The sequence below is a fragment of the Thermotoga sp. RQ2 genome, from assembly GCF_000019625.1.
Classification (GTDB): Bacteria; Thermotogota; Thermotogae; order Thermotogales; family Thermotogaceae; genus Thermotoga; species Thermotoga maritima.
In genome coordinates this window covers 1,336,405-1,348,841 of the sequence record NC_010483.1, presented here as the reverse complement: position 1 = coordinate 1,348,841, position 12,437 = coordinate 1,336,405, and the positions used below count along the sequence as shown (strand labels likewise).

General features: G+C 46.4%; 12 protein-coding genes and 1 tRNA gene. 8 read left to right on the top strand and 5 right to left on the bottom strand.

Annotation, left to right across the window (positions count from 1 at the left end; translation table 11 throughout):
* Nucleotides 1-4 precede the first annotated feature (4 nt).
* The 5 genes from nuoF to TRQ2_RS06790 are packed head-to-tail and all read right to left on the bottom strand — an operon-like array spanning nucleotide 5 to nucleotide 5,287.
* The gene (gene nuoF / locus TRQ2_RS06810) at nucleotides 5-1,885 is read right to left on the bottom strand and encodes an NADH-quinone oxidoreductase subunit NuoF (protein ID WP_012311062.1); all 1,881 of its coding nucleotides are present in this window, start codon (nucleotides 1,883-1,885) and stop codon (nucleotides 5-7) included.
* On the bottom strand, nucleotides 1,878-2,363 hold the full coding sequence (gene nuoE, locus TRQ2_RS06805) for an NADH-quinone oxidoreductase subunit NuoE (protein ID WP_011943842.1): 486 nt from the start codon (nucleotides 2,361-2,363) through the stop codon (nucleotides 1,878-1,880). Before nuoE ends, nuoF begins: the two co-directional genes overlap by 8 nt.
* Before the next feature lie 12 nt (nucleotides 2,364-2,375).
* The gene (locus TRQ2_RS06800; RefSeq protein WP_012311061.1) at nucleotides 2,376-3,515 is read right to left on the bottom strand and encodes a SpoIIE family protein phosphatase; all 1,140 of its coding nucleotides are present in this window, start codon (nucleotides 3,513-3,515) and stop codon (nucleotides 2,376-2,378) included.
* The gene (locus tag TRQ2_RS06795; RefSeq protein WP_012311060.1) at nucleotides 3,502-5,067 is read right to left on the bottom strand and encodes a [Fe-Fe] hydrogenase large subunit C-terminal domain-containing protein; all 1,566 of its coding nucleotides are present in this window, start codon (nucleotides 5,065-5,067) and stop codon (nucleotides 3,502-3,504) included. Before TRQ2_RS06795 ends, TRQ2_RS06800 begins: the two co-directional genes overlap by 14 nt.
* Nucleotides 5,060-5,287 carry an NAD(P)H-dependent oxidoreductase subunit E gene (locus TRQ2_RS06790; RefSeq protein WP_012311059.1) on the bottom strand — a complete coding sequence of 76 codons (228 nt, stop codon included), beginning with the start codon at nucleotides 5,285-5,287 and terminating at the stop codon, nucleotides 5,060-5,062. Before TRQ2_RS06790 ends, TRQ2_RS06795 begins: the two co-directional genes overlap by 8 nt.
* 266 nt (nucleotides 5,288-5,553) lie before the next feature.
* Between TRQ2_RS06790 and TRQ2_RS06785 the strand changes: the two genes are divergently transcribed.
* From TRQ2_RS06785 to TRQ2_RS06750, 8 genes are all read left to right on the top strand, one after another.
* Nucleotides 5,554-6,702 (top strand): inositol-3-phosphate synthase, encoded by a 1,149-nt coding sequence (locus TRQ2_RS06785; RefSeq protein ID WP_012311058.1) that lies wholly within the window; start codon nucleotides 5,554-5,556, stop codon nucleotides 6,700-6,702.
* Between the two features lie 40 nt (nucleotides 6,703-6,742).
* Nucleotides 6,743-7,468, top strand: coding sequence for a sugar phosphate nucleotidyltransferase (locus TRQ2_RS06780; RefSeq protein WP_011943847.1), 726 nt, complete (start codon nucleotides 6,743-6,745; stop codon nucleotides 7,466-7,468).
* Nucleotides 7,462-8,079 (top strand): CDP-alcohol phosphatidyltransferase family protein, encoded by a 618-nt coding sequence (locus TRQ2_RS06775; RefSeq protein WP_012311057.1) that lies wholly within the window; start codon nucleotides 7,462-7,464, stop codon nucleotides 8,077-8,079. The genes TRQ2_RS06780 and TRQ2_RS06775 overlap by 7 nt, the downstream gene beginning before the upstream one ends.
* Nucleotides 8,080-8,111: 32 nt before the next feature.
* On the top strand, nucleotides 8,112-8,843 hold the full coding sequence (locus TRQ2_RS06770; protein WP_012311056.1) for an ABC transporter ATP-binding protein: 732 nt from the start codon (nucleotides 8,112-8,114) through the stop codon (nucleotides 8,841-8,843).
* A complete protein-coding gene (locus TRQ2_RS06765; protein WP_012311055.1) occupies nucleotides 8,840-9,796 on the top strand; it encodes a SufD family Fe-S cluster assembly protein in 957 nt (318 codons plus the stop codon). The genes TRQ2_RS06770 and TRQ2_RS06765 overlap by 4 nt, the downstream gene beginning before the upstream one ends.
* A gap of 32 nt (nucleotides 9,797-9,828) precedes the next feature.
* A tRNA-Val gene (locus TRQ2_RS06760) sits at nucleotides 9,829-9,903 on the top strand.
* Nucleotides 9,904-9,952: 49 nt separating this feature from the next.
* Nucleotides 9,953-10,723 (top strand): bifunctional fructose-1,6-bisphosphatase/inositol-1-monophosphatase, encoded by a 771-nt coding sequence (gene suhB, locus TRQ2_RS06755; protein WP_012311054.1) that lies wholly within the window; start codon nucleotides 9,953-9,955, stop codon nucleotides 10,721-10,723.
* Between the two features lies 1 nt (nucleotide 10,724).
* The gene (locus tag TRQ2_RS06750) at nucleotides 10,725-12,023 is read left to right on the top strand and encodes a glycoside hydrolase family 32 protein (RefSeq protein ID WP_012311053.1); all 1,299 of its coding nucleotides are present in this window, start codon (nucleotides 10,725-10,727) and stop codon (nucleotides 12,021-12,023) included.
* Nucleotides 12,024-12,437: the final 414 nt, after the last annotated feature.

Below are 12,437 nucleotides of genomic sequence, written 5' to 3'. Positions count from 1 at the left end.
CTCCTCAGACAAGCTCTATGGCTTTGAACGGACATTTACTCGCACAGAGACCGCACTTGACACACTTCTCCTGATTTATCGTGTACGGTTTTCCTCTTTCTCCGGTTATGGCGTTCTGTGGACAGGATCTGGCACAGAGTCCACAGCCTTTACAGATATCCGGGTTGATGACGTATTTCTTGAACGCCGTACACATTCCGCTTGGACATTCTCCTTCGATGTGTGCAATGTACTCCTCTCTGAAGAGCTTCAGGGTACTGAGAATGGGGTTGGGAGCGGTCTTTCCGAGCCCACAGAGAGAAGCGGTCTTTATTGTTTTTGAGAGGTGTTCGAGAGCTTTGAGATCCTCGTATGTAGCTTTTCCGTGGGTGAACTTTTCCAATATGTTGTACGCCTGCATGGTGCCTTCCCTGCACGGCACGCACTTTCCACAGGATTCCCTCTTGGTGAAATCGAGGAAGAACCTTGCAACCTCTACCATACACGTTTTCTTTGTAATCACGACTATTCCACCGGATCCTACCATCGCATCAGCTTTCTTCAGTGTGTCGTAATCGAGGGGCATGTCGATGAAATCTTCGGAAAGACACGCTCCGGACGGTCCTCCAATCTGAACCGCTTTGAACTCTTCTCCTTCAACGAATCCTCCACATATGTTGTAGATGATATCTCTCAAGGTGGTGCCGAATTCAACTTCGATGATACCAGTGGCTTTCAGGGGGCCTGCAACGGAGAACATCTTGGTTCCCGGTGAGTTTTCCGTTCCGCGTTTTCTGTAGTTTTCCACACCGTCTCTGAGTATTCTTGGTATGTTCGCGTATGTTTCCACGTTGTTTATGAGGGTGGGTTTACCCCAGAGACCGGATTGAGCCGGGAACGGTGGCTTTGGTCTGGGCATACCTCTTTTCCCTTCGATGGAGGCAAGAAGTGCCGTCTCTTCGCCGCACACGAACGCACCGGCTCCCTCTTTCACTTCCACGTCGAAGGAAAAGCCTGTTCCGAGGATGTTTTCACCGAGAAGTCCCATTTTCTTTGCATCTTCTATGGCCTTTTTGAACATCCTGACTGCGAACGGGTATTCGGCTCTGATGTAAGCGTACCCCTTCTGTGCGCCGACCGCATACCCGGCTATGATCATCCCTTCCAGAACAAGGTGTGGATCCCTCTTCAGGAGAGTCCTGTTCATGAACGCTCCCGGATCTCCTTCGTCTCCGTTGCACACGACGAATTTTATATCACCCTGCGCTTTTCTGGTGAATTCCCATTTGAGACCTGTTGGAAATCCTCCTCCACCTCTTCCTCTGAGACCGGATGCCTTCACCGTTTCTATGATTTCTTCCGGTGTCATTGAAGTGAGGGCTTTGACGAGAGACTCGTATCCACCCCGTGCGATGTAGTCTTCTATACTGTCACACTCGGACTCACCTATGGCTTCCATGATGTAGAAATCCTGGTTTTTGAAAAGCGTGGTGTCCTCTATTCTGGGAACCTTTTCTCCCGTGAGGGGATCCGTCAGAAAGAGTCTTTCTATGGGCTCACCCTTGAGGACGGTTCTGTCCACGATCTCCGGGACATCTTCGGGTACAACATTTGAATAGAAGAACCTGTAGGGCATGATCTTCACGAGGGGACCGGAAGAACACCTTCCACAGCACCCTGTTCTGTTCAACGTGACTTTGTCATCATCGATCTTTTCCAGCGTGACCTGTCCGAGGAGGTTTCTCTTTTTGAGCTCTTCTTCGAAAGCGCTGTAAACTTTGAGAGCACCTTTCGCAGTACAACCAGTTCCGACGCAGACGTATATAGAGACACCGTTCAGTTTTTTCTCTCTCAGGGTTTTCAGTTTGTTTGCGTACTGGACGAACTCTTTCGCGTTCTTAAACATTGGCGCTCTCCCTCTCTTTCTCTTTTATTTTTCTCAGGATTTCTTTCACCTTATCGGCCGTGAGGTTTCCATAGACCTCACCGTTTATCACCATGACCGGTGCGAGCGCGCAGGCTCCGAGGCATCCAACCTGATCGAGACTGAACATGAGATCTTCCGTGACGTTTCCAGGAGTGAGACCCGTTTCTTCTTCGATTGCTTTGAGTACTTCTGGAGATCCTGCCATGTGACAGGCAGTCCCATCGCACACCATGATCGCGTACTTTCCTTTTGGTTTCAGAGAGAACTGAGCGTAAAAAGTCGCCACTCCGTAGATCTTTGCGGGAGGAATTCCCATAGCGGTGCTCACGTAGTTGATCACATCCTCCGGAAGGTACCTGTAGATCTCCTGGATCTCGAGGAGGATCTTTATCAGATTCTCTCTCTTGTAACCGTATTTCTTCAAAATTTCTTCGACCTTTTCGAAGTGTCTTTCCAACGCCAACACCTCCTAACAGTATTGAACGTTCACTATTTTTCCCCTTTCTCGAAGGATCTGAGCGATATCCTTGACCAGTCTGAACTTCAAAGAGATATCGTGGCTGAACAGAGGATTCTGATGAGCCGGGTTTATTGCCCTTCCAACGAAGAAGTTGATTTCATCGGCCTCCAGAAGACTTTTGACGATGAATTTTGCACCGTACCCCAGTTCGTCCGATTGCCCTTCGAGGTACCTGAACACCTGAGTCAGGGTGACGATTCCTTCCGTCATGAGATCGATTCCTTCCATGTATCCAACAGGCGGAGAGTTTTCCGAGAGGGTGTACAGATCGATCTCAACTTTCTTTCCTGTAACCCTTTCAAAGATCTGACCTGTTGTTCCTCCGCAAACGATCTTTTTTCCAGGAAGGCTGAGAAACGTTCTCACGTACTCTTCGTCTTTTTTTCTGTCCTCAGGTGGTCCGACGAACAGATTCAGAATGCGCTTTTCTCGGAAATTCAAGCAAGCAACAAGTGTATCATCCCCTCTCACTTCTTGGTCCAGTTTTTCTGCGAGCTTTACAAAGTGCCTGACGATGTTTTCGGGAGAAACGTGGTTTTTCAGAAGATGCTTCATCTCTTTTTCTATGTTTTCCACACCGAAACCCAGTGGAAAAAGATCCGTTCCCATTCCCGCCTGAGAGAGTCCATCCGTTGCCAGAAAGAGTAGAGTTCCAGCTTCAGGTTGAAACTGCCATACGAACACTTTTTTTCCTTCTATCTCGAGTTCCAGCTTCTCAGGAAAGACCCTTCTTTCTCCTTTGAACAGCATCACAACCGGAAACTCGTATTCGACGACGGTGCAGGTATTGTTTTTGAAGTCACACACCACGGAGCACAAATTGGAGTAGCTGATTTTTCTTACTCTGCAAATGGGGAGTGTCGCGAGGATCGTTCTGAACACATCTGTTACAGGAAGACCATTCATCAGCATCGTGGAGGCTATGGTCGATGTGAGAGTTGAGAGAATACTCGCTTTTATCCCGCTTCCCAGTCCGTCGGAAACGCTGACCACTATTTTCTCACTCTCTCTCTTGACCTTTATCGAGTCTCCACACACCTCTTCGCCTTTTTTGTTTTTCGAGGCAAAGAAGACATCACAGGTCAGCATTTTCTCCCTCCATGAACATCTTCAGTTCCATGAAACTGCTCTTGGTTTCCGCGATAGATTCACCGAGTATTCCAGCAATTTCTTGAGCGATTCTCATTTGTTTGTTCATCATTTCTTCGACTTTTCTGAGTGTTTCCCTTTTTACCTTGTCGAGTTCTTCGTCTTTCAGTTTTTCCTGTGTGATATCCACTAGCATGATGACTTCTTCTCCATCCTCGAGAGAAAATTCCTTCACGAAGAAGAATCTCTTTCCTTCGATGGTGAGAGTTTCTCCCACAGAGCCCTTCGCACGTTCCAGGATCTCTGGATAATTCTGGATCAGTTCCCCAGCTACCCTGTTTCTGTAGATCACTTTTTCGTCTTTCAAAACGAATACAGCGTTTGGAGACTCTTCAACGACCCTGTAACTGGAAGATTTGACCAGATCAAGCAGGTACACAAAGCACATCTCCTTTTCCGCTTTTCCAAGGACCACGGCCCTAGCTTTTTCACGGCACGAATCGTATCCACACGCACCGCAGTTCAATTCTTTGGATGGATCGTCTTTACCTATGGACACGAGAACCTTTTTTATTTCCTCTTCTGGAACTTCCACGTTCCTGGACTTGTTTCTGTAGTTCCTGAAGGTATCGATCTTGAGGTGATTCACCTTCGGTTCTTTTGGGAGTTTCTTCTGCCATTCAAGAAGCCTTTCTTTTCCGTTGCTTTTTTTCTTCATCACAGGTCCGTTCAAACAGCTGCCGTAGCATGCGGAAGCCTCTATGAAAACACTTTTGTATTCATCTATCCTGGAAAAGACTCTCATCAGGTTCTCGACGCCTTCAACCACGAGCTTTTTTTCCCATGGAACAGAAACGGTGTAGCCTATACCATCTGTTGTCGGATAAAACCGAGCCCTGTCTGGATACGGACCGTCCGGAAGAGCTTCTTTTCCTTCTCTTTCTTCGAGGATCTCCTCGAGTTCTTCGAAGGTGAGTGCAACGTCAACGAGGTCGCTTTCGGATTTCTTTGCTATGCATGGTCCAACAAACACAATTGGGAAGTCACCGTATCGTGTCTTCAAAAACTTCGCGTGCGCCATCAGAGGAGAATCAACGGGTGCAAAGTACTTCAAAACATTAGGAAAATGTTTCTCAGCGAGATTCACAACCACAGGGCAGGCCGTTGTTATGAAGGGACCGGAGTGTTTTTCAAAGACCTCTTCGTACCTTCTGGAAACGATCTCCGCACCCACGGCTGTTTCCTGAACTACCACAGCACCCATCTCTTTCAGAACACCGATAACTTTCAGAGGATTTTCAAAGTAAGCGAAGAAAGACGGTGCTATTGAAACAAGAAACGGTTCGGACAAACTCAGAAATCTTTCGATGTCTTTCCGATAACTTCTCGCATTCTGAGGACAGATATCCAGGCAAGATCCGCAAAAAACACATTCTTCTTCTAAGACTGTCGATTTTCCAGATTTGAAAGATATGGCTTTAACGGGACAGTTTCTCAAGCATTTGTAACAGTATCTGCAGTCCGTTTCTCTCGAGAATATGAGTTCAGCCATTTTGAAGCACCTTCTTTAGAATTTCCTCAGCATTTTCGGGAGTTACTCTGCTGAACAATCGGCCATCTATTTCAACGCAGACTCCCTGAGAACAGTTTCCAAAACACAATGAGCCGTACAGCTTGAAGTTGTATTTCTTTTGAAGCTCTTGAAATCTCCTGACAACCTCGTAAGATCCCTTCAAATGACAAGAACTCCCCATACATACTCTCACAATCATGTCCATCGTTCCTTTCAAATCGTGAACCTTTTCACGTTATATTTTTCACTATTTTTCAGGAGAAGTCAAGGGAATGATATATGTTGTTACCTACTTCACAAGTTTTGTAAACAAACTGATTCACTAAAAAGAAAACTATTGGTAAAGCACTTGAAATATATGACTGTAAAAACATGATATAATAGACTTGGCTTTTAGTCTAATCCCCCATACAATGTTTTTCTTCCAGATAAAATCTGCGAATAAAAGTTAAGGAGGTGAAACGCATGGTCAAGGTCCTGATCCTCGGACAAGGCTACGTTGCCAGTACATTTGTTGCTGGACTTGAAAAGCTCAGGAAAGGGGAAGTAGAACCTTACGGAGTGCCCCTTGCAAGGGAACTTCCCATCGACTTTAAAGACATCAAGATTGTGGGAAGCTACGACGTGGATAGAGCGAAGATTGGAAAGAAACTGAGCGAAGTGGTGAAGCAGTACTGGAACGATGTTGACTCGCTGACGAGTGATCCTGAGATTCGCAAAGGAGTACACCTTGGAAGCGTGAAGAACCTTCCCATCGAAGCAGAAGGACTCGAAGACAGCATGACCCTGAAAGAGGCCATTGAAAGGCTCGTCGATGAGTGGTCTAAACTCGACCCTGACGTGATAGTGAACACCTGTACCACCGAAGCGTTCAAGCCTTTCGGAAACAAGGAAGAACTGCTCAAAGCCATAGAAAACAACGATAAAGAAAGGCTCACAGCCACACAGGTGTACGCCTACGCGGCAACGTTGTATGCGAAAAAACGCGGTGGAGCAGCCTTTGTGAACGTGATACCGACTTACATAGCGAACGATCCGGCTTTCGTCGAACTCGCAAAAGGGAACAATCTTGTGGTCTTTGGAGACGATGGAGCAACGGGTGCGACCCCATTCACGGCAGACGTGTTGAGCCATCTTGCCCAGAGGAACAGGTATGTCAAAGATGTCGCACAGTTCAACATAGGTGGAAACATGGACTTTCTTGCACTCACCGATGAAGGAAAGAACAAGAGTAAAGAGTTCACAAAGTCCAGTATCGTGAAAGACATCCTCGGTTACGATGCACCGCACTACATAAAACCAACGGGCTATCTTGAACCCCTCGGAGACAAAAAGTTCATAGCGATCCACATTGAGTACACGAGTTTCAACGGTGCTACAGATGAGCTCATGATAAACGGAAGAATAAACGACAGCCCGGCTCTTGGAGGTCTCCTTGTTGACCTTGTGAGACTCGGAAAGATCGCACTCGACAGGAAGGAGTTCGGAACGGTCTACCCAGTGAACGCCTTCTACATGAAAAACCCGGGACCGGCGGAAGAAAAGAACATCCCAAGAATCATCGCTTACGAGAAGATGAGAATCTGGGCGGGATTGAAACCGAAGTGGCTGTGAGGGGCTTGAGCCCCTCATTTCTTTTCGTGGAGGTGGTTCTGTGAGAGAGGCCGTTGTGCTGGCTTCCGGAGCTGGAAAAAGACTCAGATCGGTTACCGGAGATGTTCCGAAGGTCTTTTACAGGTTCGACGGTTGTGAGCTCGTAAAATATCCGATGATCTCCCTGATGAAAAACGGTGTTGAAAGATTCGTTCTTGTCGTCTCAGAGGGCTATAGAGATCTCGGAGAGAAGGTTCTGAATGATCTGGGTGTCGAGGGGATTGTCGTTGAGAACAAAAAGGTGGAACTCGGCAACGCGTATTCTTTCTTCCTGAGTGAACCTTACGTGGAGAGCGAAAAATTTTTCCTCTCGTGTGGTGATTCTCTCTTTCCACCTGAGGCACTGAAAAGTGCTTTCAGTGAGGATGAATTCCATATAAAACTCGGTGTGAGTAAGAGAAGTGACCTGATAGACCCTGAAGAGGCGAGTAAAGTATTAGTAAATGAAGATCGGATTGTTAAAATCGGAAAGAGAATCGATGAGTACAACTATTTCGACACGGGTGTTTTTGTGATGACGAAAAAGGTTTACAGCCTCAAGGAGAGTTTTTCATGGACTGAGGAAATTTCTCTGTATCATGTGCTGCAGAAGGCAGTTGACACAGGAATGCTCGTTAAAGTGTTCGATTTTGGAAATGCTCTGTGGACAGAAATAGACTCTCCCGAGGATTTGAATGAAAAGGTTTATGAGTTGATGAAAAAAATAAAGGAGGGAGTGGCATGCTGAGAAAATCCACCGATGGGTGGATTTCTTCTCTGATAAACAGGAGATTTTCCTCAAGGATCACAAATCTCATTCTCGAGAAAAACTGGCAGATAACACCCAATCAGATGTCTTTCATCAGCTTTCTTGTTGGTGTTCTCGCGTTTCCGTTTTATCTTCTCAAAGTTCCATGGATCGCAGGAATTCTTGTTCAGGTTTCTTCTGTTCTGGACGGAGTGGATGGGGAGCTCGCACGCGCAAGAAATGTGTCTTCAAACTGGGGAGCTTTTTTCGATACGATGTTGGACAGGTTCGTGGATATACTGGCCGTTCTTGGGCTGTCTCTTTACGGTTCCTTGAAAGATAGTCCCTCTCTTTCTTTACTCTTCTGGTCGGTTCTTGCCGTCAGCGGTTCTCTCATGGTGAGTTACCTTCACAGTGTTGGGAAGGTGTTTGGTACCCACCCGGCTCTCGTCGGAAAACTATCCGGTTTTGCTTCCAGGGATGTTAGGTTGTTCGTTGTATTCGTTTTTTCTCTCTTTGGAATGTATCTTCCTGCTCTTGTAGTTGTCTCGATCCTGTCGTATGTTTACACTACTGGGAAATTCGTGGAACTTTTGGTGCTCAACAGGTGATTTCGTGTTAGACTCAATTTGAGGTGATGAATGTGCTGGAGCTCATCGATGTGTGGTACGAGGTAGAGGGAAAGGCTATCCTGAAGGGAATAAACGCTCGCTTCGAAAAACAAAGGGTTTACTCCATACTGGGAACCAACGGTGCGGGAAAAAGCACTCTCGCCTATTTGATCATGGGGCTTGAGGGCTACAGACCCACCAGGGGAAAGATACTCCTCGACGGCGAGGACATCACCGATCTTTCCGTAACAGAGAGAGCCAAAAGAGGGATCACTTTGATGTGGCAGGAACCCGCTCGATTCACAGGAATCAAGATCAGAGACTATTTGACTCTCGGTGGAAGAAGGAAAGTATCGAAAGAGGAGCTCGAAAGGGTCCTGGAACTCGTTGGTCTGAACTCAGCACTCTACTTGGAAAGAAACGTCGATGAAAAGCTGAGCGGTGGAGAGAGAAAGAGGGTAGAACTGGCGAGTATTCTTCTTATGAAACCTAGATACACTATCCTCGATGAGCCAGACTCCGGGATAGATATTATGAGCCTTGAGATGATAGAGAAGGTTCTCTCGGAACTCGTGAATGCGGGTGGCTCTGTGATCTTAGTCACTCACAGAGAAGAAATTGCCCTGGAGAGCGACTACGCTTTTCTCATTTGTCACGGCTCCATCTTGAAAGAAGGAAACCCATCTGAGATCGTGCAGTTCTACAAAAACAGCTGTGACAGATGTGATCATCCGAATGAACCATCAGGGGAGATGATCGTATGATCGTAAAAGACTACAGAAAAGAATTCGAAACACTTGCAAAAGCCTACGAAAAGGCAGGGGGAGACGTTTCGAAGTTCCTCGACAGGAGGATAGCCTCCATCATAATAAGCGGTGACAAGGTCATAGGACTCAACGGTGTGGAGGGAGTAGAACTCACTCCCCACAGGATAGAGAACGGTGTTCAGGTGGACATGAGAATAAAAGAAGGTGTGGTGGTGGAGTATCCCGTCCACGTGTGTACGGGGTACCTGGAAAAGAAAGGACTCCAGCGCGTTGTGTTCAATATAAGGCTCGAGAAAAACGCGAAAGCGATCTTTGTGGCACACTGCGTTTTTCCGTGGACCGAAGACTTCACACACGACGCCTTGATGAATGTGGAACTGGAAGAAGGAGCATGGATGGAGTACCATGACGAGCACATGCACAGTGAAACGGGCTCCATAAATCTGATCACCAGATCGATAGCAAGAGTTGGAGAAGGAGCGGTTTACCGAAACACCTTCACTCTCGTGAAAACAAGAATAGGAACGCTGAGGGTCTTCATGGATGCTTCACTTGAGAAAGATGCCGTTGGAGAACTCTACACGAAAGTAAAGGCCATCGAAGACGACGATGTGGAAGTGAAGGAGATCTTGAGGCTGAACGGAATGGGGGCGAGAGGTCTTGCCAAAACGAACGCAGTTGCAATCGACAGAGCGAAAGTTTCTGTGGTGAACGAAGTTTACGGAAACGCGCCGCACACGAGAGGCCACGTGGAGTGTCTTGAAATCGCAAAGGGAGATGGAGTGGACGTGAGAGCTCTTCCCGTGCTGGTTGTGAAGAACGATTCTTCTGAACTAACCCACGAGGCTTCCATAGGAAGGGTGAACGCGAAACAGCTTGAAACACTCATGGCCAAAGGCCTCACAGAAGAAGAAGCGACCGAAATGATCATAAAGGGTATTTTGACATGATGAAGATTTTGTTGTAAAATCCATAAACGGATGGGTGCGTAGCTCAGGGGGAGAGCGCTTCCCTCACGAGGAAGAGGTCGCAGGTTCGAATCCTGCCGCACCCACCAGCAGGCTCCCTCAAGGGAGCCGTTAATTTTTTTAAAGGGAGGGATCGAATTGGACAGACTGGACTTTTCTATAAAGCTTTTGAGAAAGGTAGGACACCTCCTCATGATACACTGGGGGAGGGTAGATAACGTCGAGAAAAAAACCGGTTTCAAGGACATAGTCACAGAGATAGACAGAGAAGCCCAGAGAATGATAGTCGATGAGATAAGAAAATTCTTCCCTGACGAAAACATCATGGCCGAAGAAGGAATATTCGAAAAAGGAGACAGACTCTGGATAATAGACCCGATAGATGGGACGATAAACTTCGTTCACGGCCTTCCGAACTTTTCCATCTCTCTGGCTTACGTTGAAAACGGAGAAGTCAAGATGGGAGTCGTCCATGCCCCTGCTCTCAACGAAACACTCTACGCTGAGGAAGGAAGCGGTGCCTTCTTCAACGGTGAGAGAATCAGAGTGTCTGAGAACGCCAGCCTCGAAGAGTGTGTTGGTTCCACTGGTAGCTACGTGGATTTCACCGGGAAATTCATCGAGAGGATGGAAAAGAGGACCAGAAGGATTCGGATCCTTGGAAGTGCTGCGCTGAACGCCGCTTACGTTGGTGCAGGAAGGGTTGACTTTTTCGTCACCTGGAGGATAAATCCCTGGGATATAGCAGCCGGTCTGATAATCGTTAAAGAAGCGGGAGGAATGGTCACGGACTTCTCCGGAAAAGAAGCGAACGCTTTCTCGAAGAATTTCATCTTCTCGAACGGGTTGATCCACGATGAAGTCTTGAAAGTTGTTAACGAGGTGGTAGAAGAAATAGGAGGGAAGTGATATGTTCAAACCGAATTATCACTTTTTCCCGATAACAGGCTGGATGAACGACCCGAACGGTTTGATTTTCTGGAAAGGAAAATACCATATGTTCTATCAGTACAACCCCAGAAAACCTGAATGGGGAAACATCTGCTGGGGCCACGCGGTGAGCGACGATCTCGTTCACTGGAAACACCTTCCCGTTGCCCTCTATCCCGACGATGAAACACACGGAGTGTTCTCTGGAAGTGCCGTTGAGAAAGATGGGAAAATGTTTCTCGTGTACACCTACTACCGCGATCCGGCACACAACAAAGGAGAAAAAGAAACCCAGTGTGTAGCCATGAGTGAAAACGGATTGGATTTCGTAAAGTACGATGGAAACCCGGTTATATCTAAACCCCCAGAGGAAGGGACGCACGCCTTCAGAGACCCGAAGGTGAACAGAAGCAACGGTAAGTGGCGAATGGTACTGGGATCTGGTAAAGATGAGAAGATTGGAAGAGTGCTTCTCTATACCTCAGATGACCTTTTTCACTGGAAGTACGAGGGTGTGATCTTTGAAGATGAAACCACAAAAGAAATAGAGTGTCCCGATCTTGTGAGAATTGGAGAGAAAGATATCCTCATATACTCGATAACGAGTACAAACAGCGTTCTGTTTTCCATGGGAGAGTTAAAGGAAGGAAAACTGAATGTCGAAAAGCGGGGGCTTCTCGATCACGGAACGGACTTCTACGCTGCTCAAACTTTCTTTGGAACAGACAGGGTTGTGGTTATCGGATGGCTTCAAAGCTGGTTGAGAACAGGGCTTTACCCGACAAAACGAGAAGGATGGAACGGTGTTATGAGTCTTCCAAGAGAGCTGTATGTAGAAAACAACGAGTTGAAGGTGAAACCGGTAGATGAACTCTTGGCTCTCAGAAAGAGGAAGGTTTTCGAAACGGCAAAGTCCGGAACATTTCCGCTGGATGTCGAGAAAAACAGTTATGAAATTGTGTGTGAATTCGGCGGAGAAATCGAACTTCGAATGGGAAATGAATCTGAAGAAGTGGTGATAACAAAGAGTCGAGACGAATTAATCGTGGATACAACGAGATCTGGTGTTTCAGGTGGAGAAGTTAGAAAGGCGACAGTCGAAGATGAAGCTACAAATAGAATACGAGCTTTCTTGGATTCATGCTCTGTAGAAATTTTCTTCAGCGACTCCATAGTTTTTTCCTTTAGGATCCATCCAGAGAAAGTTTACAACGTTCTTTCCATCAAAACGGATCAAGTAAAACTCGAGGTTTTCGAGCTCAAAAACATATGGTTGTAATATTAGATAGAATTTTTATAGCAAATCCTATCTTTGTTTTATGCATCAAAACTAAATTAGTTCCAATCGTTCATAAAGTGGGTGATACGTGTACCTGGCATCGGAAGGACGATACAGAGTATGCAATTACCGGTAACGAAGAATTTCATGCGCCTTTCTGGTACCGGAAGTTATGCGTTAAAAAGAGAATAACAGATGATATGATGAAACAATATGAAGAGAATTCATGGAAAATGGTGACGTGAAGATTGGATGAATAGAGAGTACTGTGACTTAGTCTCTAACTCTTTGAGTAAGACCTTCTTTCATCCATTTGTGAAACATGGAACTAATCGATTTTTACCAAAAACACCTCAAAATGCCCTGACGTAGGTTGATATAATTTATCTTCTGTTTTTGGCTTGTGTTCTTTCG